The sequence below is a fragment of the Citrobacter sp. Cpo148 genome (assembly GCF_030332375.1).
Taxonomy (GTDB): domain Bacteria; phylum Pseudomonadota; class Gammaproteobacteria; order Enterobacterales; family Enterobacteriaceae; genus Citrobacter; species Citrobacter portucalensis.
In genome coordinates this window covers 23,776-44,807 of sequence record NZ_JAOWHY010000046.1, presented here as the reverse complement: position 1 = coordinate 44,807, position 21,032 = coordinate 23,776, and the positions used below count along the sequence as shown (strand labels likewise).

Annotated in this window: 17 protein-coding genes; 4 read left to right on the top strand and 13 right to left on the bottom strand. The window is 52.6% G+C overall.

Features of this window, described 5'->3' with window-relative positions; genetic code table 11:
* Nucleotides 1–6: 6 nt before the first annotated feature.
* Nucleotides 7–1,074: an outer membrane-stress sensor serine endopeptidase DegS gene (gene degS, locus OGY10_RS15090; protein ID WP_032945146.1), complete on the top strand. Its 1,068-nt coding sequence runs from the start codon at nt 7–9 to the stop codon at nt 1,072–1,074.
* Nucleotides 1,075–1,221: 147 nt separating this feature from the next.
* Here degS and mdh read toward each other — a convergent pair whose 3' ends face one another.
* Nucleotides 1,222–2,157 carry a malate dehydrogenase gene (gene mdh, locus OGY10_RS15085; protein ID WP_008785953.1) on the bottom strand — a complete coding sequence of 312 codons (936 nt, stop codon included), beginning with the start codon at nt 2,155–2,157 and terminating at the stop codon, nt 1,222–1,224.
* 436 nt (nt 2,158–2,593) lie between these two features.
* Here mdh and argR point away from each other — a divergent pair, with 436 nt between their 5' ends.
* Together argR and yhcN are read left to right on the top strand one after the other, a co-directional pair.
* On the top strand, nt 2,594–3,064 hold the full coding sequence (argR, locus tag OGY10_RS15080) for a transcriptional regulator ArgR (protein WP_003025162.1): 471 nt from the start codon (nt 2,594–2,596) through the stop codon (nt 3,062–3,064).
* 376 nt (nt 3,065–3,440) lie between these two features.
* The gene (yhcN, locus tag OGY10_RS15075) at nt 3,441–3,707 is read left to right on the top strand and encodes a peroxide/acid stress response protein YhcN (protein ID WP_286576962.1); all 267 of its coding nucleotides are present in this window, start codon (nt 3,441–3,443) and stop codon (nt 3,705–3,707) included.
* Between the two features lie 57 nt (nt 3,708–3,764).
* Here yhcN and OGY10_RS15070 read toward each other — a convergent pair whose 3' ends face one another.
* The 4 genes from OGY10_RS15070 to aaeX all read right to left on the bottom strand — a co-directional run bounded on the left by OGY10_RS15070 (nt 3,765) and on the right by aaeX (nt 7,279).
* Nucleotides 3,765–4,043, bottom strand: coding sequence for a barstar family protein (locus tag OGY10_RS15070; RefSeq protein ID WP_003025168.1), 279 nt, complete (start codon nt 4,041–4,043; stop codon nt 3,765–3,767).
* Nucleotides 4,044–4,162: 119 nt separating this feature from the next.
* On the bottom strand, nt 4,163–6,130 hold the full coding sequence (gene aaeB / locus OGY10_RS15065; RefSeq protein ID WP_204192245.1) for a p-hydroxybenzoic acid efflux pump subunit AaeB: 1,968 nt from the start codon (nt 6,128–6,130) through the stop codon (nt 4,163–4,165).
* Nucleotides 6,131–6,135: 5 nt separating this feature from the next.
* The gene (gene aaeA, locus OGY10_RS15060) at nt 6,136–7,068 is read right to left on the bottom strand and encodes a p-hydroxybenzoic acid efflux pump subunit AaeA (RefSeq protein ID WP_057067981.1); all 933 of its coding nucleotides are present in this window, start codon (nt 7,066–7,068) and stop codon (nt 6,136–6,138) included.
* A 7-nt stretch (nt 7,069–7,075) separates the two neighbouring features.
* Nucleotides 7,076–7,279: a p-hydroxybenzoic acid efflux pump operon protein AaeX gene (aaeX, locus tag OGY10_RS15055; RefSeq protein ID WP_003828816.1), complete on the bottom strand. Its 204-nt coding sequence runs from the start codon at nt 7,277–7,279 to the stop codon at nt 7,076–7,078.
* Nucleotides 7,280–7,463: 184 nt separating this feature from the next.
* Between aaeX and aaeR the strand changes: the two genes are divergently transcribed.
* Complete coding sequence (gene aaeR / locus OGY10_RS15050; RefSeq protein WP_008785957.1) at nt 7,464–8,393, top strand: HTH-type transcriptional activator AaeR; 930 nt, start codon at nt 7,464–7,466, stop codon at nt 8,391–8,393.
* A gap of 86 nt (nt 8,394–8,479) precedes the next feature.
* Here aaeR and tldD read toward each other — a convergent pair whose 3' ends face one another.
* The 8 genes from tldD to csrD all read right to left on the bottom strand — a co-directional run bounded on the left by tldD (nt 8,480) and on the right by csrD (nt 20,913).
* Nucleotides 8,480–9,925: a metalloprotease TldD gene (gene tldD, locus OGY10_RS15045; protein ID WP_057067987.1), complete on the bottom strand. Its 1,446-nt coding sequence runs from the start codon at nt 9,923–9,925 to the stop codon at nt 8,480–8,482.
* Nucleotides 9,926–10,072: 147 nt separating this feature from the next.
* Nucleotides 10,073–13,873 (bottom strand): AsmA2 domain-containing protein YhdP, encoded by a 3,801-nt coding sequence (gene yhdP, locus OGY10_RS15040; protein WP_191226732.1) that lies wholly within the window; start codon nt 13,871–13,873, stop codon nt 10,073–10,075.
* Nucleotides 13,874–13,984: 111 nt separating this feature from the next.
* A complete protein-coding gene (rng, locus tag OGY10_RS15035) occupies nt 13,985–15,454 on the bottom strand; it encodes a ribonuclease G (RefSeq protein WP_003025190.1) in 1,470 nt (489 codons plus the stop codon).
* On the bottom strand, nt 15,444–16,037 hold the full coding sequence (locus tag OGY10_RS15030; RefSeq protein WP_008785959.1) for a Maf family protein: 594 nt from the start codon (nt 16,035–16,037) through the stop codon (nt 15,444–15,446). Before OGY10_RS15030 ends, rng begins: the two co-directional genes overlap by 11 nt.
* Before the next feature lie 7 nt (nt 16,038–16,044).
* Nucleotides 16,045–16,533 carry a rod shape-determining protein MreD gene (gene mreD, locus OGY10_RS15025; RefSeq protein WP_003025196.1) on the bottom strand — a complete coding sequence of 163 codons (489 nt, stop codon included), beginning with the start codon at nt 16,531–16,533 and terminating at the stop codon, nt 16,045–16,047.
* Nucleotides 16,534–17,556, bottom strand: a complete 1,023-nt coding sequence (gene mreC, locus OGY10_RS15020; RefSeq protein ID WP_008785960.1) for a rod shape-determining protein MreC — start codon at nt 17,554–17,556, stop codon at nt 16,534–16,536.
* A 66-nt stretch (nt 17,557–17,622) separates the two neighbouring features.
* Entirely contained in the window at nt 17,623–18,666 is a 1,044-nt protein-coding gene (mreB, locus tag OGY10_RS15015; RefSeq protein WP_000913396.1) for a rod shape-determining protein MreB, read from the bottom strand.
* Between the two features lie 306 nt (nt 18,667–18,972).
* Nucleotides 18,973–20,913, bottom strand: a complete 1,941-nt coding sequence (gene csrD, locus OGY10_RS15010; RefSeq protein WP_048215442.1) for an RNase E specificity factor CsrD — start codon at nt 20,911–20,913, stop codon at nt 18,973–18,975.
* Nucleotides 20,914–21,032 lie beyond the last annotated feature (119 nt).

Here is a 21,032-nt window from a genome sequence, read left to right as displayed (position 1 = left end):
GCCATCATGTTTGTGAAGCTTTTACGTTCGGTCGCGATTGGTTTAATCGTCGGCGCCATTCTGCTGGCGGCGATGCCCTCTCTGCGAAAAATTAATACGCTTACCGCACCGCAGTTCGACAGTGCAGATGAAACGCCTGCCAGCTATAACTCGGCGGTTCGCCGTGCTGCTCCAGCCGTCGTTAACGTTTATAACCGCAGTATGAACAGCACAGCACATAACCAGCTTGAGATCCGCACGCTCGGCTCAGGCGTTATCATGGATCAGCGCGGCTATATCATTACCAATAAGCACGTCATTAACGATGCCGACCAAATCATCGTCGCATTGCAGGACGGCCGCGTATTTGAAGCGCTGCTTGTGGGGTCTGATACGTTAACCGACCTTGCGGTGCTGAAAATCAACGCCACTGGCGGGCTGCCAACAATCCCAATTAATAACAAACGCGTGCCGCACATTGGTGACGTAGTACTCGCCATCGGTAACCCGTACAACCTTGGGCAAACCATCACTCAGGGGATCATCAGCGCCACCGGTCGAATTGGCCTGAACCCGACAGGACGGCAAAACTTCCTGCAAACAGATGCTTCCATCAACCACGGAAACTCCGGCGGTGCGCTGGTCAACTCACTGGGTGAATTGATGGGGATTAACACGCTGTCATTTGATAAGAGCAACGATGGCGAAACCCCGGAAGGGATCGGTTTTGCCATTCCGTTTCAGTTGGCGACTAAAATCATGGATAAGCTGATTCGTGACGGGCGCGTGATTCGTGGCTACATCGGTATCAGCGGTCGCGAAATTGCACCACTGCACGCTCAGGGCGGCGGGATGGATCAAATTCAGGGGATTGTGGTTAACGAAGTTTCCCCGGATGGTCCGGCAGCGCAGGCGGGCATTCAGGTTAACGATCTGATTATCTCGGTCAATAACAAACCGGCGGTGTCTGCGCTGGAAACGATGGACCAGGTGGCAGAGATTCGACCAGGTTCAGTTATCTCCGTTGTCGTGATGCGTGATGACAAACAGTTGACGCTGCAGGTAACGATCCAGGAATACCCAGCCACCAATTAACGTCACGTCTGGCGGCCTACTGACCATAAAAAAACCGGAGCATGTTGGCTCCGGTTTTTATTAGGCGGTATCGTAGAGAGTTAGTACGTAATGCCTGATGGCGCTACGCTTATCAGGCCTACAAATACACGCAGGCCTTTCTTCGTGTTACTTAACGAACTCTTCGCCCAGAGTAATATCTTTTTTCAGCGTATCCAGCATGCCTTCCAGCGAGCTTTGTTCAAACGCGCTCAGCTTGCCGATAGACTGACGCTCTTCTACGCCGTTTTTACCCAGCAGCAGCGGCTGAGAGAAGAAACGAGCATACTGGCCGTCGCCTTCAACGTAAGCACATTCAACCACACCTTTTTCGCCGCTCAATGCGCGAACCAGGGACAGGCCGAAACGTGCAGCAGCCTGACCCATAGACAGGGTTGCAGAACCGCCACCGGCTTTGGCTTCCACAACTTCAGTACCCGCATTCTGGATACGTTTAGTCAGGTCAGCTGCTTCCTGTTCGGTGAAGCTTACGCCAGGAATTTGTGACAGCAGTGGCAGGATGGTCACGCCAGAATGGCCGCCAATAACCGGAACTTCAACGTCGCCTGGTTGTTTGCCTTTCAGTTCCGCAACAAAGGTGTTGGAGCGGATGATGTCCAGCGTGGTCACGCCAAACAGTTTGTTCTTATCGTATACGCCTGCTTTTTTCAGCACTTCTGCAGCGATAGCAACGGTAGTATTCACCGGGTTGGTGATGATACCGATACACGCTTTCGGGCAGGTTTTAGCAACTTGCTGCACCAGGTTCTTCACGATACCGGCGTTGACGTTGAACAGGTCGGAACGATCCATACCCGGTTTACGTGCGACGCCCGCAGAGATCAGTACCACATCAGCACCTTCCAGTGCAGGGGTAGCATCTTCGCCGCTGAAGCCTTTGATTTTCACAGCAGTAGGGATATGGCTCAAATCAACGGCCACACCCGGTGTTACTGGAGCGATGTCGTACAGGGAGAGTTCTGAACCTGAAGGCAGTTGGGTTTTTAACAGTAATGCTAGCGCCTGACCGATACCACCAGCAGCGCCGAGGACTGCAACTTTCATCCTAAACTCCTTATTATATTGATAAGCAAAATGTCTATTGCTCCGCGGCGGCGACCTTAATTCACAAATCCAATGAATACAACAACCACGCGTCAAGAATGCGTAGTCACGCAAATTTGGCTTTTATGCATTTAACTTACGTAAAATAAAACCTAAGTTACGTAATTCAAAACCACCCACACAGTAGAGCAACTTTCCAACAGGTGCTGACAATATACCCTACCCGCCTCTCAAAACAACATCAATTTGATAACATTTAATTTACTTTTAACCTTATTTGCGAGCCGTGACACAGGCATGTTTCTTGATAACGAAATTTGATAAAATTCCGCTCTTTCATAACATTATTTCAGCCTTGAACAAGGCAGACTGTTTGCATAAAAATTCATCTGTATGCACAATAATGTTGTTTCTACCGCCATATTACGGGTGACTTATGCGAAGCTCGGCAAAACAAGAAGAATTAGTAAAGGCGTTTAAAGCGCTGCTTAAAGAAGAAAAGTTCAGCTCTCAAGGCGAAATCGTCCTCGCGTTGCAGGATCAGGGCTTTGATAATATCAATCAGTCCAAGGTTTCACGCATGCTGACCAAATTTGGTGCCGTGCGTACCCGCAATGCGAAAATGGAAATGGTGTACTGTCTTCCGGCGGAGTTGGGCGTACCCACGACCTCCAGTCCGCTGAAAAATCTGGTGCTGGATATCGACTATAACGATGCGGTCGTGGTTATTCATACCAGCCCTGGCGCTGCTCAGTTGATTGCACGTCTGCTGGACTCATTGGGGAAAGCGGAAGGTATCCTGGGTACGATTGCCGGTGACGATACCATCTTCACCACCCCAGCTAAGGGTTTTACGGTAAAAGATCTGTACGAAGCCATTCTGGAACTGTTCGAACAAGAACTGTAATACCACCTCCCCGTCGCCTCGCGGCGGGGGAAAACACTCTCTTTTCATCCCCCTCCTTCTCTTTTCCACTGCTATTGATTTAACAAATGGTGCGTTTAACCATCAAAATACATTCACATGGTGAATGTGCAGCCTTAAAAACGCACATTTTGCAAAATCAAGTATCTACATGATTTAATTGAATTTATTTTGTGTAAGCTGTTTGAAATGCTCTTTTTAATTCCATTGAGTTATAAAAAATCATTTTCTTAACACTCAAAACCCAATGAAACAATTAGCGTGGTATTAATTTATCGGGTGATTAGTGTATACTTGATTTTGTGATGAGGGTCACGAAACACAGACCCCAATAAAAGAATTCGACGAGGTAAATATCATGAAAATCAAAACTACTATTGCAACCTTAGGCCTTCTTTCTGTTCTCTCCTTCGGTGCAAGCGCCGCGGTTACTCAGGTGAACTCACAAGAAGCACAGAATCTGCAATCCATCGGTAGCGTCTCCGTCTCTCAGATCGGTAGTTCACCAATGGACATGCGTCAGGCCATCGCCGCTAAAGCTGAAAAAGCAGGCGCCAGCAGCTATCGCGTCACCGAACTTCGTGAAGGTGCTCACTGGCACGCTACTGCAGAACTCTACAAATAAACCCTCGTCGTCTAAGTCCGACGACTTGCCCCCGCCTGCCGGGGGCTTTTTTATGTCTTACATTGAGTGACGAACGTTAAAACGCAACTGCCCTTCCAGCTCTTCTTCCGCTTCATCGAACAGTAAAATCAACGCGCCGTATCGCCTGCGCAGCTTGTCCGGTAAATGGACAAATTCAATTTCCAGCGGCAGCGGCAAGACCTCCCCGATCACCACCTCCCACAGAGAATCCAAATCAACAACCTTTTCCCGGGCCAGACCGAATGTGCGCGTGAACTCGCGGTAGAAATCGCCCTGATCTTCTATCTCGTCAAAATCAAATGTATAGATGTTCATCTATAGCCACCATCCCGACGCCAGCTACTCTACAGACCGCCAATATCCAAGGGTCTCTCGCATTTTCAGGTAAGTATAGCCATAAAAAAACCGACGCTTGTAGCGTCGGTTTACAACTCTTAATTACTGACCAGCGCATGCTGGTATTTGTGCAGCATCCCACTGAGTCGTTTTACCGGCTCGGTCACCTGCGGCGGCGCTTGCCAGATAATTAATTTCTCCTGGTAGACCTCGAGCTCCTCCAGTAACTGGCTAAAGTAGCGTCGGCGCTTGTCGTCATTTCCTGCTGAAATTACGTGATCGGCAGTACGACGAAGCTGGCGATGGAATGCGGATAGATCCTCGTTTACCGGTACCGGTGCATCACGCAGGCGCTGGTGCGCGATGATCATCGTCAGCGCCAGGCGAAACTTCGCCAGATCGCCGGGAAACTTGTTCATCAGCAAAAACAGCTGCTGATAAAGTGCCGGAAGATGATTTTCTTTACGACGGACAACATTGGTGGTCATCGCTGAAACCGCCGCCGAAACAAACTGGTTGAGCAATACGCGGCCTGTTCTGTCACGAGAGTTATCACGCACCAGCAGAATGACGATAAACGCCAACACGCAGCCAACAATCTGCCCCAGCGCACTATCAAGGAACTGGCTAAAGTGGAAGGTCATCGGGTTATCCAGCACAATGATATTAATGGTGCTGGCCAGCGCCCCCATCGATCCCAACCGTCGTTTCTGTACCTCAATCCCCAGAAAGAATCCCAGCACCGCCAGGCTCAGGCACAGTAACAGCATGCTTTGTTGCGTATTAGGGATAATCACCAGGAAATAGAGCGCTCCGAGCGGTAACGCTGCCAACGTCCCATAGATAAAGTCTATCGCCACCATGCGAGGATTTGGCAAACGCATTGCCAGCGAGGTGACGACCGCAATCATCACCATTGCACCGCTGCCGGAGGTCCATCCGGTCCATAGCCAGAATAAGGTCCCCAGCACACAAGAAAGCGTGGTACGCCAGAAGTTAACCATCGCATGATGACGCTCGGCAGACTCCACTTTCACCACCGGCTCACCTTGCAGGATCTCTTCTTCCGTAGCGCTAATCTTGGTATTACTCACCACACCACGTTTGAGCAGCAGGTAGCGCGTCGCCGCACCTGCCCAGCTATAAATCGTTACCGGTGTTTCACGCTCGCCGGTCCAGGCAATCACCCGACGCATCCGCTTCAGCTGTTTGTGGACATCCTGCGCCGTTTCAACCGACGTATCGAACAACTCGCGGAAAGTATCAGTGATCAGTTCCGGTCGGGTGTTCTGAATAAGATAGGTTTCACAGGACTGCGTGATGAGCGTGAGTGACAGCGTGTTCAATGCTTTAAGCCTGCGGTTAGCACGCCCCCAGCGTGAAGACTCCATATTCAGGTTACTGCGCATACCTTCCAGCGCTGCCGTACGACGAACTAAATCGCCCCAGGCTTTATCCACAACCTCGCTGTCGCCGTGCTTAATGCACAACTGCATCAGTTGATATTGCGCCACCAGCAGGCTGTCCAGCTCAACATCAATCTCTTGTTTTATCGAACGGGGAGAGAAAAGTAGATCGGCCACAATGGCACAGACAATCCCCATCACAATTTCACTGCAACGTTCGAGCGCAAATTGCGGCGTCAGCAGCGGTTCGGCCTGAATGGTAATGACGATGATCAGCGCCGTATAGCCCGAAAGCCCCCAGGCATAGGAGTTTTCGATCTTCACCAGTGACGAGATCCAGGTACAAAAACCGGCCCAGATACAGCACACCAGGATCATCAATAACGGAGCGCGGATCATACTGATGATAATGATCAGTCCGGCAATACAACCGATAAATGTCCCGACAATACGCAGCATGCCGCGATAGCGAATAGCCCCTGAATAGGGTTCCCCACCGGCAGCAAAGGCCGGGCCTGCCGCCACAATGGCTGCAGTCAGCACCGCCCAACGCGGAGTCTCAAGTTGGAAGTGAAAACCAACGAACAGCGCCAGTACAATCGCGCACGCCAGTTTTACCGCAAAGCGGATATGCTGATTGGCAATGGAGAAAATACCCATCGCGATTAACCAAACTCGCGCAGGCGGTGCGCCATTTTACGGAAGAAGGACTCCTGGCTTGCATCACGGTCCTGCTTACCGGTAATGACAACGGTAGCCGTTGTCCCGGCAGGCCACAGAGTTCCCTGCTGCTCATCAAGGCGGATTCGCACCGGTACACGCTGCGCCAGGCGCACCCATTCCAGATTTGAATCAATGGTCGCCATACCTTTTGCATCCTGCGTACTGCTGGCATTTGTTACCCCCGCCGCCACGCTATCAACGGTGCCTTTTAAGACATTATTACTGCCCAACGGGGTGATCTCAGCGCGATAACCAGGGCGAACGCCTTCTAGTTTGGTTTCTTCCATATAAGCCAGCACATAGAAAGAATGCTGTTTGACCAGTGCCACCGCTGTGGAACCACGCGTAATAAATTCGCCGCTATAAACGTTCAGGTTAGTGACCCAACCGTCTGCTGGTGCGCGAATGACGGTACGTTCCAGATCTAATTTTGCCAGGTCGCGGGTCGCTTGTGCTTTCGCAAGCTGGTGTAATACGGTTTGCAGGACGTTGTTTGACTGGTCAATCTCTTCACGAGACATGGCCTGCACGCCCAGGCGGTTACGACGGCCAGCCTCCTGGCGTTTTTCCTGGGCCAGAACCTGATAATAAGAAACATCAGCTTCGGCCTGCTCAAGGGCTTTCTTATAGCGTGGCTGATCGATGGTGAACAGAATCTGATCCTTTTTCACCAGTTGGTTATCATGGACGTTAACGTTGGAAATAAGACCCGCAACATCCGGCGCAATAGCGACGACATCTGCGCTGAAACGCGCATCACGTGTCCATGGCGACTCGGTGTAATACACCCATGCGCGAAAAATAGCGATGAAGGCCAGAATGACCAGTACGAGAGTCGTGGCCGTACGGGAGAGTTTTTTTGTTAGTGTTTTCACTTCAACCTCAAACGAACAGGCGCGTTATTAAATAGAACAGGCAGCAATACAGCGCGGTGTTAAACAGAGCCGGATGCCAGACAAAATCATAGATGCCGGTTGGAACCAGCATCCGGCGCACCAGCCAGAAAATCGCCAGTGACAAAAGTAATTCGAAAAAAATCGGTGGGAAGGACAAACCAAACACCACGATAACGGGAAACAGACTCATGTTGACCTTGGTAACTTAAGAGAGTGCAGGTGATAGATTTTCTAGCGTATGTCACCGCAGAGAAGGGCAAGGATGAGCCAGGCGAGAGCGACATAGCTGTTATTTGAATAATAATATATTAACGTAACTGTTATGCTGTTATCTATATTATGTGATCTAAATCACTTTTAAGCCAGAGTGAACAATGGAACGATTAAAACGTATGTCGGTGTTCGCCAAAGTCGTCGAACTGGGCTCCTTCACCGCCGCCGCAAGACAGCTACAAATGAGCGTTTCATCGATAAGCCAGACGGTCTCCAAACTGGAAGATGAGCTACAGGTTAAGCTGCTAAACCGCAGTACACGCAGCATTGGGCTGACCGAAGCCGGTAAAATTTACTACCAGGGCTGCCGGAGAATGCTGCACGAAGCGCAGGATGTTCACGAGCAGCTTTATGCCTTTAACAACACGCCCATCGGCACGCTGCGCATTGGTTGTTCTTCAACCATGGCACAAAATGTCCTCGCCGGATTGACCGCGACCATGCTGAAGGAATACCCCGGTCTGACGGTAAATCTGGTAACAGGCATCCCGGCCCCGGATTTAATTGCCGATGGTCTGGACGTGGTTATCCGCGTCGGTGCGTTGCAGGACTCCAGTCTGTTCTCGCGTCGCCTGGGTGCCATGCCGATGGTAGTCTGCGCGGCTAAAAGCTATCTCGCACAGTTTGGTGCCCCGGAGAAACCCGCCGATCTCAGCAACCACTCGTGGCTGGAATACAGCGTGCGCCCGGATAATGAATTCGAGCTTATCGCTCCGGAAGGAATTTCCACCCGCCTGATCCCAGAGGGTCGTTTTGTGACTAACGATCCGATGACATTGGTGCGCTGGCTGGCTGCGGGTGCGGGCATTGCCTATGTGCCGCTGATGTGGGTGATCAATGAGATCAATCGTGGCGAAGTGGAGATCCTCCTTCCCCGCTACCAGTCGGATCCGCGTCCGGTCTATGCGCTATATACCGAAAAAGACAAACTGCCGCTCAAGGTCCAGGTGGTGATTAACTATCTGACGGAGTATTTTGTCGATGTAGCGCAGCTTTTTCAGGGGATGTACGGCCGGGGAAAAGAGAAATAAAAAGAGTATTGGCCGGATAAGGCGTTGACGCCGCGTCCGGAAAGATGCCCGATAGCGCTGGTGCTTATCGGGCATACATCATGATGTTATGCAGTACCACCCACCGTCAGGTTATCCACCTTCAGCGTCGGCTGGCCCACGCCCACCGGCAGGCTCTGCCCTTCTTTACCGCACACACCAACCCCGTTATCCAGCTTCAGGTCGTTACCTACCATTGAAATCTGCTGCATCGCTTCGATACCAGACCCAATCAGCGTCGCGCCTTTCACCGGTTTGGTTACTTTACCGTTTTCAATCAGATACGCTTCAGACGTCGAGAACACGAATTTCCCGGAGGTGATATCCACCTGGCCGCCGCCGAAGTTAGGCGCATAAATGCCGTATTCAACGGATTCGATGATTTCCTGCGGCGTGGATTTCCCCGGCAGCATGTAGGTGTTGGTCATGCGTGGCATCGGCAGGTGCGCGTAAGATTCACGGCGACCGTTACCCGTTGGCGCGACGCCCATCAGGCGCGCGTTCAGTTTGTCCTGCATGTAGCCTTTCAGAATACCGTTTTCGATCAGCACGTTGTACTGACCCGGTGTGCCTTCATCATCAATAGCCACAGAGCCACGACGGTCCGCCATTGTGCCATCATCCACAACGGTACACAGTTCCGACGCCACCAGCTCACCCATGTGACCGCTGAATACCGAGGTACCACGGCGGTTAAAGTCACCTTCCAGACCATGACCGACCGCTTCATGCAGCAGAACGCCAGGCCAGCCAGCGCCGAGTACTACCGGCAGCGTACCAGCAGGCGCTGCTATCGCGGACAAATTAACTAACGCCATGCGTACGGCTTCTTTCGCCCAAGCGTCAGCACGGACTTCACCATCAAGGTCGCCAAGGAAATAGTCATAGCCAAAACGACCGCCACCACCGCTGGCACCGCGCTCGCGCTTACCGTCCTCTTCGACCTGTACGCTTACGGACAGGCGTACCAGAGGACGAACGTCAGCGGCCAACGTACCGTCGGTCGCTGCTACCAGGATCAGTTCATAAACACCGGTCAGGCTGGCGGTTACTTCCTGGACGCGTTTGTCGGCGGCACGGGCCACGCTATCAACGCGACGCAGAATATCCAGTTTCTCTTCGCGGCTCATGCTCTGTAACGGATCAACCGAAGTGTAAAGCGCCTGATGCTCAACCGCTCCTAGCGTTTTTACTTTGCCGTCACCGCTGTCACGCACGATAGTACGGGCAGCATGAGCACTTTGCTCCAGCGCCAGCAGGCTGATCTGGTCTGCATAGGCAAACCCTGTTTTTTCGCCGCTGATGGCGCGCACGCCAACACCCTGATCGATATTGTAAGAGCCGTCTTTAATGATGCGGTCTTCTAAAACCCAGGATTCGTGATAGCTCGACTGAAAATAGAGATCGCCGTAGTCAAGACGGCGTTCGGCCAGTTGGCCCAGAATGGCAAACAGATCCTGATGTTTCAGGCCATTCGCCGCTAGCAATTGTTCACTTACCAGGTTCAGACTCATCGTTTTGGTTACTCATTTAATTCTGCCGGATGGCGGCAAAAACGCCTTATCCGGCCTACGTTGTTAGGCTACTGTAGGCCGGATAAGCGCTGCTCCATCCGGCAATACTATGTACTGAGATTGGGGCAATTACTTGCCCCCGTCAAATCATTGCTGGCTTTCTTTGCGCGGCTGACGCAGAACTTCGTTAATCTGCGGTTTATCGACCGGACCGGTGATGCGATAACGCAAAATCGAAACTTTGCTCCATAATGGCCCCAGAACCTTACTGGCAGCAAATACCGCCGCGCCGACAATCGGGTTGACAGCAAACGCAGCGGCAACCCCTACGGTGGCAGAAATTTCAGGCGCGACAATGGCTTCCATATCCAGCTCCCGACGGACCAGGTTCACTGAGCCTTTCATCGCAATGTCTGCCTCCAGACCATCCACCAGCGTGTCGTCGGTATGCATCACACCATCTTTGATCCACGCCGTGCTGCGAATCGAGTCGAAATAGAAACCTTCACTGAAGGTATCGCTAAAATCAAAACGCAGTTTACGTAGCAACGCATCAAAGCTCAGCAGTCGCAACAGTTGCCCCGCATGCCCGGTACTGAGTTCGGTAAGCTCACCTTTGCCCAACCGGGTACGCAAAATCCCATTCAGCGAAGCTTCGTCCGGATCCCATGGCGGGTTACGCCAGTGCAGGTCATACTCCACGTTGAACGAAGAATTACGAATCGGGGTCGATACGCCAAAGAAACTGGCCGCAGAGTCAATTTTATTACCGCTCAGTTTCCCCTTCAGTGACGTTCGCTCTTTGCCCGGCGCATTCACCCACACGCCATCGGTGGTCAGTCTGGCAAAGCCCGTATCCAACAGACCGTTGCTCAACGTTAGCGTGTCGCCTTTAATTGCTACATCGGCATCAATGCGCCCATATTTCTGTCCCCACATCCAGCACTCGGCACAGCGTAGCTGAAGGTCCGGCCAGCCGCGGAAGCTGAAGTTGTCTACGGCGGAAAACGGCGAGGCTGATGTGTTGCCCGGTGACGCTTTCGCCGCGCTGGGGTTGTAATAAAGATACTTAATATTGGCCAGCCATGGCGCATTATTGCGCATCGCCAGCGTGGCGTTAATTTCACGGCCCTGCGCCTGTACGATGGAGCCATTGCTCGCAGGCTCAGACACAATACTCAAATTATTCCACTGCTGACCGCCCAGGGATAACGATGGCGTACGCACGGTGATGCGTTGTGGGAAGTTGGCATTAGTGCCAACGTTATCCGCTGCGCCTTTTTGGAACAACGCCAGCCATTGCGCGCCATCCATAGGGGGAAGATTAAGCTCAATGCCTTGCTGATCGGGTAACGCGGGCACAGTACGGCTTTCCGACGTCCAGATAGCGCGGTCAAGCGTCAGTTTCTGATTCAGCAGCCAGCGGCTGTTAAAGTGGTTCTTACTGCCAGCATTACCGGTCAGTTCAAAGCTGCGCAGATTGCCGTTGGCCTTAACATTCACCGGCAACGCTTCACCGGGCGCTTTATTCAGCGGAGCAGGTAAGTGACTACTTACATTCTTCAGATCACCCTTTAGCTCAATGTCGTAAGTCGGCCCGGCATGATACGGAAGATCGATACCCACTTTGCCATTCCACGCCATGCTGCCACTTAACGCATCGTTGACCTGCGCCGGTAAAATCCCCATGCGGGTTGGCTGCCAGTCGCCTTGCAGGTTCACGGCTACCTGATAGGCTTTCGCCCCTTCGGAAGTGGAGAAGTCGACGTTCAGCGGCTGATTGAACCAGTTCGCCGTCATCGGCTCGCTCTTCAGATCGCCGTTGATAAAGCTGAATTTACCATTCAAATTCTTCAGCGTGCTGTCGAGTGGTTTAATAAACAGACTGTTATTACGCAGGTTGACGTCGCCTTTGGCGGTAACCAGCGAGCCGTCTAGCGGAATATCAAGATGTAAGCGAGCATTCACATTGCCGTCAATTTGCAACTGCTCGAGCGTGGCGCCGAGAGAATCCTTTAATGGCGTCTCATCAAAATAAGGTCCGACCGCCTTGCCCGGCCCGTTGATATCGGCATCAATCAGCAGTTTTTCTTTTGCATAGTCGGGGATGTTGGCCGTCAGATTACTGGCCTTCACACCACCCAGATTAACGCTATCCGTCTTCATCCACAGACCGTCGTTAATGAAGTTTAGTTCGATATTAAGATCGGTTAGCGCGGGCCAGTCGGGCTGGAAAGCAAACTTCGCATTGCGAAGCGGCACCAGGACCTGAAACTGCCCTTCATTGTGCAGATACGGGAACAGATGCGGGTTGCCGCCATACACCAGCGTGGCGTTATCCGCTTCGCCGCCCTGAATAGCGCCGCTGAGGTAGTCAACCAGATCCTTACCCATCAGGTTTTCCGGGAAATAGCGCCAGGCCTGGGAGCCATCGTCGGTGCTGATACCGGCCAGAATGCCCAACCATGGCTCATCATCAGCCGGTTGCAGATAGCGAAAACCACCGCGCGCATGTACCGCTTTCGCTTTAACATCAATGTTGCGCCCGTCTAACTGGAAGCCTTTATCATTCTTCAGCCAGCTTAGCGTCGCCACGCCGTTCTCTATTTCCAACGGCGCTCGGAAGACGGTTTCATACGGCATTTTTGCTTGTTTCATGGAGGCGGTAAGCGCCCCATTTTCAACGCTTCCCGCAAGCGTACCGGAGAAATGTTCTGCCCCCGGCAGCAGCTTCCACTGTTTCCAGGCCAGATCGGTCCACGAGGACTGGAAGCGGGTTTTTTCTGTCGCCTGTAACGGGATATCCAGCGCAAGCACATCTATTTTGCCGCTCGGCTGCGTAGCTCGCCAGATATCCCCCAGCGCAGGCGATAGCCTGGATGCCATCGGACGCAGCCCTTCTAACCCGGCCAGATCCAGATTGCTGGCACGAATGCGTAGCTCATCACTGCGTTTGTTATTCTCACCACCGACTTCCTGCTCAGGGATCCAGGCCAGCGTTAATGCCCCGCTCGGCCAGGGCTTATCATCCATGGTGATACGCGTATCGGGAATAGAGAATTGCCAGCCCGGCTCTTCACGGCTGATGTGCGCCGTCAGATTATCGACGGAAAGCGTATGCGTACGATTTTCACCCAGCCAACTTGCCCCGCCTTTTTTCAGCCAGACATCACCACCAGAAACGACGCCTTTGCCGATCGTCATCCATGCTTCCAGGCTAAAACGCGCGGTTTGTAGCGCGACATTATCCTGCATCCATTTGCCCAGCCATGGTTTGACGTCGATGTCGTCTGCCTGCAGCCAGACCCGACCGTTATTCAACAGCCCTTCGTCATCACGCAGATCCATACGCACCTGCATAATGCCGTGCTGTCCGGTCAGGCTGGAGAGGCTGACCTGACCCTCGGCGCGATGCCGATTTTTACCATTCAACCAGGTAAGCTGGGGGATCGCCAGTTCAGCACGTTGACCTGAGAGGGTTATAAAGCTGATATGGCTGTCGCGTAGATCGAAATGATCAAACTGACGCAGGAAGAGATCGCTGAGATGGCCGGTTTCAATCCCATCTCCGCCTTCGCTGCGCTGGATAGGCGTATTGGTGCGCAACTGCAGTTGCCAGAAGGTGAGATCGCGAAACTGCCAGCGCATGTGCAGCAAACTTTGCCAGACATCCAGCGCCAGCGTGACGCGTTTTACCGAAAATTCTCCCCCATCTTTCAGCTGCGCATGGATATTGCGCGCTTCAAGCGTAGGACCGAAATTTTGCCAGTTGGCAGAAAGCTGGCTAGCGGAAACAGGCAGACCTGTGGCGGATTCAATCTTGCCAAGAATGGCCGGACGCCAGCTATCAAGATGAGGTAACGCAAGGCGCAGTCCACTGACCAGCAGCGCTGCGATGACAACGAATGCGGCTCCAGTGAGCAGTAAAATCCCCGGCAATCGCCTCACGCGCCTCTCCTTGTCTACCAAAAAATATGACTCACACCCCTTGAGTGAATATTGCCGGATAACGGCGCTTGCGCCTTATCCGGCCTACATGCGCGGGTGCCACTACACGATTTACATCATGACGACGTCGAACTGCTCCTGGTTATACAGCGGTTCGATTTGTACTTTGACCTGTTTGCCGACAAAGATCTCAACTTCCGCCAGCGCATGTGACTCTTCACCTTTCAGGGTTTCAGCCACTGCCGGAGAGGCATAAACCAGGAAACGATCGGAGTCATATGCATGGTGTACGCGCACGATTTCGCGCATGATTTCATAGCATACGGTTTCCACCGTTTTCACCGTACCACGCCCATGGCAGGTCGGACACTCGTTGCACAGTACATGTTCCACGCTTTCACGTGTGCGTTTGCGCGTCATCTCCACCAGGCCCAGCTGTGAAAAACCGTTAATGCTGGTTTTTACGCGATCCTTGCTCAGAGCCTGCTCCAGGGAGTGCAGCACCCGACGACGGTGATCTTCATTATTCATGTCGATAAAATCGATAATGATAATACCGCCGAGGTTACGCAGACGCAGCTGACGAGCAATGGCCTGCGTTGCTTCAATATTAGTATTAAAGATAGTGTCGTCGAGATTACGATGCCCAACAAACGCGCCGGTATTGATATCGACGGTGGTCATCGCTTCGGTTTGATCGATGATCAGATAACCGCCGGACTTCAGCTCAACTTTGCGTTCCAGCGCGCGCTGGATTTCATTCTCAACGTCAAAGAGATCAAAAATAGGCTGGCGCCCGCTGTAATGTTCCAGCTTGCTGGTCATCTCAGGGATATATTCCGCCGTAAATTCCAGTAACGCCTCATAGGTCAGACGGGAGTCGACGCGGATGCGGTCAAGCTGCGCATCGGCAAAGTCACGCAACACGCGCTGTGCCAGTGCCAACTCACCGTACATCTGGTAGCGCGTTTGTGGGCGCTTTTTACGCTCCATGACTTTCGTCCAGACGCGCTTCAGGTAGGCAGCATCCGAGGCCAGATCCTCTTCACATACGCCTTCCGCCGCCGTGCGAATGATGAAGCCACCCTGCTCATCGCAGTAATCCGCCACCACTTTTTTCAGGCGTTCGCGTTCGGTTTCGCTTTCGATACGTTGGGATACGCCAACGTGCGAAGCCCCCGGCATAAAGACGAGATAACGGGAAGGAAGCGTGATGTCCGTCGTCAGGCGTGCGCCTTTAGTTCCCAACGGATCTTTTACCACCTGCACCATCAGATCCTGCCCCTGGCGCACCAGTTCAGAGATGTCGCGTACGGTGAACTGTTTTTGTTCTTCACCCGCCACGCATTCGGTGTGCGGCATGATGTCAGAAGCGTGAAGAAATGCGGCTTTATCCAGTCCAATATCTACAAAAGCCGCCTGCATACCCGGAAGTACACGACTTACACGACCTTTGTAGATATTGCCTACGATTCCGCGTCGCGCCTCACGTTCAATATGAATTTCCTGCAGAATACCACCATCAATGTAAGCCACCCGAGTTTCCGATGGCGTTACGTTTACCAACAATTCAGCCGTCATGTTTATCCCTTTTCTCACGCAGTGCGTTAAAATTGGTCAGCAACTCATACGTTTCTACCAGCGGTAAGCCGACTACGGCGTGATAGCTGCCATTTATCTTCCTGACAAAACAGCCACCCAACCCTTGAATACCGTATGCACCTGCTTTATCCATTGGTTCACCGCTGGCAACATAGCCCGCGATGTCCTCATCGGTTAGTGCTCTGAATGTCACTTCCGTCACTACCAGGCAGTCCAGACTGTGCTGGCGATCGGCCAGTGCCACGGCCGTCATAACTTGATGCGTTTTGCCCGACAGTTTGCGCAGCATTGCTGCGGCATGGTCGGCGTCGTGAGGTTTTTCCAGCACTTCGCCATTAAGGATAACGATGGTATCCGCACCCAATACCGGCAAATCGCGCTGGGCCAGCGCTACGCCAGCCTGCGCTTTTTCGCGCGCCAGACGGGAAACGTACTGCTGCGCGCTTTCCTGCGGGTGCCGCTGTTCTTCAATCCCAGGGACCAGTCGTTCAAACGTAACACCAAGCTGAGCGAGCAACTCCTGACGACGTGGAGAACCTGAAGCAAGATACAGAGTATTCATATCAACCTTATTGCACCGCAAACTGCTGACGGACTTTACGCATCAGTAAGAATAGCCATGGCCAAAGCACACCATTCACTACACTACTCCAGAACACTTCAGGTCTGAAAGAGACGTTGATCACTAAAAACTCGGCCCAGAAAACAATAATATCCACGACCAGTGATAACAACATGACCACCAGCGCCTGTTGCCAGAGCGCGAGGTTTCGGAATAGCTGGAATTTCAACGCGACCAGATAAGCAATGATACTCATCGACAATGCGCGCACGCCAAGCGTGGAGCCGCTGATGAGATCCAGTATGGCACCCACCACAAATCCCGTGCCCACATTTACGCGATGCGGCAGTGCCAGGATCCAATACAACAAGATGAGCAGCACCCAGTTTGGCCGGAAAACCAGAATGTCATCCGGCCAGGGCATGACTTGCAGCAACAGTGCAATAAGGAACGAGAGCCAAATCACCCAACGTCCCTGGCTACGATAGCTTGCCACTTACTGTCCTCCCGGCTTACGCGGAGCAGGTTGTGGCGGCGTGGTATCTGCGGGCGCTGGAGCCACGCCTGTTGCAGGTGCTGGTATTGGCGCAGGCGGTCCCATGGTATCTGGTGCAGGCAGAACTTGCGGCATCATTTGCATCAGACGTTCATTAGCAACGCGGTGTACTTCTTCCGGCGTCATCGGGTTTGCGCCATTACGATCGGCACCCCACAACAGCAGCAGATAGCGCAGACGCTGCAGACCCGCGGTCGGGCGAGCCTGAATCACGGTATAAGCGCGCTGAGTGTCCAACTTAACGGAAGAAACAACAGCAACCGGATAACCTTCAGGGAAACGTCCACCCAGACCCGAGGTGACCAGCACATCGCCAACGCGAATGTCGGTGTTGGCTGGCAGGTGTTCGAGTTGAAGATCGTCGGTGCAGCCGTTACCCGCAGCGATCACGCGGATATCGTTACGCAGTACCTGAATGGGCAGCGCATGCGTCGCATCGCAAATCAGCAGCACGCGGCTGGTCAATTTAGCCACCGCCACGACCTGACCTACTACGCCTTTGTCGCTAATAACCGGCTGGCCTTCGTAGACGCCGTTAACGCTCCCTTTGTCGATCACCACCTGATCGCTGTAAGGGTCATTAACCGTTGAGATGACCTGCGTCACCATCTTTTGTTCGTCCTGACGCAATGGCGATCCCAGCAGCTCACGCAAACGCGCGTTCTCCTGTTTGTATTGCCCCAGCATCAGCAGTTCGCTGTTTTTCAGCAGCAGTTCCTGACGCAACGCCCGGTTTTCAAGTTCGAGTTGGTCACGCGAAGCCAGCGTTTGCGACACGCCGTCGAGTAATTCACGAGGACCATTTGAGATAAAGTAGAAAGGACTGACGGCGGTATCCATGTACGTTCGGATTTGACTAAACGTACCCAGGCGGCTGTCGGCAATAATAACGCCGAGCGCCACCAGCACCGCCAGAATAAGGCGAATCTGTAGCGACGGGCCACGGCTAAAAATTGGCTTCATAGTCTATGCGTATTCTCGTATCAGAGCGGAAGGGCAACCCGCGGGGGCTACCCAACCTGCATCCGATTACTCTTCGCTGAACAGGTCGCCGCCGTGCATGTCGATCATTTCCAGCGCCTTGCCGCCGCCGCGCGCCACGCAGGTCAGCGGATCTTCAGCAACAACAACTGGAATACCGGTTTCTTCCATTAACAGACGGTCAAGGTTACGCAGCAGCGCACCGCCACCGGTCAGCACCATACCGCGTTCGGAGATATCAGACGCCAGTTCCGGCGGGCACTGTTCCAGTGCAACCATTACTGCGCTCACGATACCGGTCAGTGGTTCCTGCAGGGCTTCCAGAATCTCGTTAGAGTTCAGGGTAAAGCCGCGCGGAACGCCTTCAGCCAGGTTACGACCGCGAACTTCGATTTCGCGCACTTCGTCGCCCGGATAAGCGGAACCGATCTCGTGTTTAATACGTTCTGCGGTCGCTTCACCGATCAGAGAACCGTAGTTACGACGAACATAATTAATGATGGCTTCATCGAAGCGGTCGCCGCCAATACGGACAGAAGAGGAGTAAACCACGCCGTTCAGGGAGATAACGGCAACTTCAGTGGTACCACCACCGATATCCACAACCATTGAACCGGTTGCTTCAGAAACTGGCAGACCCGCACCGATCGCGGCCGCCATCGGCTCTTCGATCAGGAAGACTTCACGAGCACCTGCGCCCTGAGCGGATTCACGGATCGCACGGCGTTCAACCTGAGTTGCTCCAACCGGTACACACACCAGTACGCGCGGGCTTGGGCGCATGAAGCTATTGCTGTGCACTTGCTTAATAAAGTGCTGGAGCATTTTTTCAGTCACGAAGAAGTCAGCGATAACGCCGTCTTTCATTGGGCGAATTGCAGCGATATTGCCCGGCGTACGACCCAGCATCTGCTTCGCATCATGACCTACTGCAGCCACGCTTTTCGGCGAACCGGCACGATCCTGACGAATGGCCACAACAGAAGGCTCATTCAATACGATGCCTTGTCCTTTTACATAAATAAGGGTATTCGCGGTACCCAGGTCAATGGACAGGTCATTGGAAAACATGCCACGAAATTTTTTCAACATACTAAGGGATAATCCTGAAAGCTGGGGCGGAAAACAAAATCCGCTTACTTTACCAACCACACGCAGCAGCGACAAGGCGCAAAAATCATCTGCTACGGTGAAAATTAGTGCAGTTCGTTTCCTTTGTTACAAAACCGGCCTGAGTCCATCAGGGCTGAATAAATCAGCAGCACTCCTCGCTTTTGTTTGCAACCTGTCAAAGGTCATTCACCTGCATGTTTGCTGTTACAACCTGGCGAGCAGGCAAGCACACCCCCAGAAGGCACAGCGCGCGTTATTCTACGTGAAAACAAATTAAACGGCAGGTTAAACCGAGTATCTTTGCGAATATTTTTTCACGTTAGTGTCAAGTGGTTGTGATGCGGCAAAAAAATCTCCTTGCCCACCCGCAACTCCGCGTTCTGTCAGCGTATGCCACTCACTACGCGAACGTACGCCCGTGGCGTAAACCTGCGTGGGTGTTCCCGAACAGGCCTCCACCAGGCTTTGAACCAGAAGCTGATTTTCCGTTCGCTTATCAATGTTCCTCACCAGACTTGGATGAAGCTTCAATAACTCAACGTTAAGCTCTTTGATCCAACTGGTGCTCACCAGCGTTAACCCCGCCTGCGTAACGGCAATACGCACGCCCAGCGCATTCATCAATCTGATGACGGGCTGTAACCGGCTGATATGTTGACAGACATCTGCCTCAGCAAGTTCAATAATTATGCGTTTGCGTAATGATTTTTCGCACTGCATCAGCGTATCACGCAGCCAGCGCTGAAAACGTGGACGAATAAGTGATTCAACCGTTGTCTGCATCGCCAGATTTTCCTGCGGCCAGTAGCCCAAAAGCAGGATCAGACGGCTTATCTGCAAACGGTCATACTCTTCTGCCAGACCAAATTGCAGGACCATCGGCATATATTCCGCCGAAATGACCTCTTCGTTGCCATCAAAAATACGGCACATCAACTCCCGATGGTGCACCCGGCCTTCACGCGTTACTGCAGGCTTTTGATAAATTCTCGGCCCGCCCCGGCTGAGCATCTGTTCGATCAGCGTTCGCCAGCGTACGTTGCCCCGACCTTTTTCCGGCAGCGAGTCATCATAGACCGACCAGCTATTTCCGCCCTGCAATACCGAATTCCGGGTGGCGGCTTCAGCATGATCCATCACTTGCTCCGGCGACTGACCGCTGCGGCAAACGCAAATGCCAATATGAACCATATCGGCACGATCGATCATTTTATTAGCCGGAAGTGCATCTACCGCTTTTAATAATTGCCCGGCGATGCTTTCCGCCTCTTTTAGAGTACGGTGCGGCAGTAGGATAGCAAAATCGCTACGGTGGTAGCGTGCCAGCAACGCGCCCGGATACCGCGTCATAAAAGTCGACAACAAATTGATCAGCGTCGAGATTTGTTCTTCCGCGAGGGTGATTCCCCAGCTATCGCGCAGCAGCGTAAAGTCCGGCAGGCGCACCATCATCACGACGCCATGCGAGCCTACTTTTTCCTGATCTTCCAGCAGCGTGGCCAGTTGGTTATCAAAGAACAAGCGGTTGCTTAGCCCGGTTTTTGTATCCTGCGCGACATAGGAACGAATCAGCGTATCCAGGCGGCTGCGTTGCTCGCGGGCATTTTGAATTTCAGTCAGCAGCATATCGAGCGCACTACTGGTACGCGCAGGCCATTCATAGACCGTTCCCCGCACGTTCGGTCCACGTTCGCCGTTCAGAATACGTGTGGAACGAATCTCCAGCAGCTCCTGACCCGAAAGCTGACGCTGAAGCCAGCGCACAGACAAAAAGAGCATCAGAATAATGAAAGCAATGGCTATCGTGAGCGGCGCGGTGGTCAGTAGCGAATGGAAATAGTTACCCATCGGATCCTGATAAACCAGACGCAATGACATACCCGGATGCTTGACCAACGGTACGGTAATCTCGCGGTAGAGATTGTTTGTCCCTGCCGGTCGGTAGCTGCTGGTGCGTGAGTGGTCATACACCACGTTTTCGCCCTGCAACAGTTCGATGCGCACGATATCAACAGAAACCATCAGTTCATCTATTTGCGGGGTTAACGCAACGACATCTCTGGAGACCAGATGCGTATCAATCGCCGTCGCGACCGCATGAACGCGCGTAGTGAACTTATATTGAATAGCGTTGTAGAAACTCAGCGAACAGCCGATCAGAGTCACGAAGATCGTTAACCCAGTAAGCAGCGTGACAAAAGCTGAAAATTTCGTCGTTAATCGCATCCTTGTGTTAACTCCGACAGTTATGAAACAGGCCTGAAAGTGATAAATCGACTCTAAAATGCAAAACTGACCGCAAAATCCGCCAATTTATACAAACTGTGAGGGCATACTACCAAATC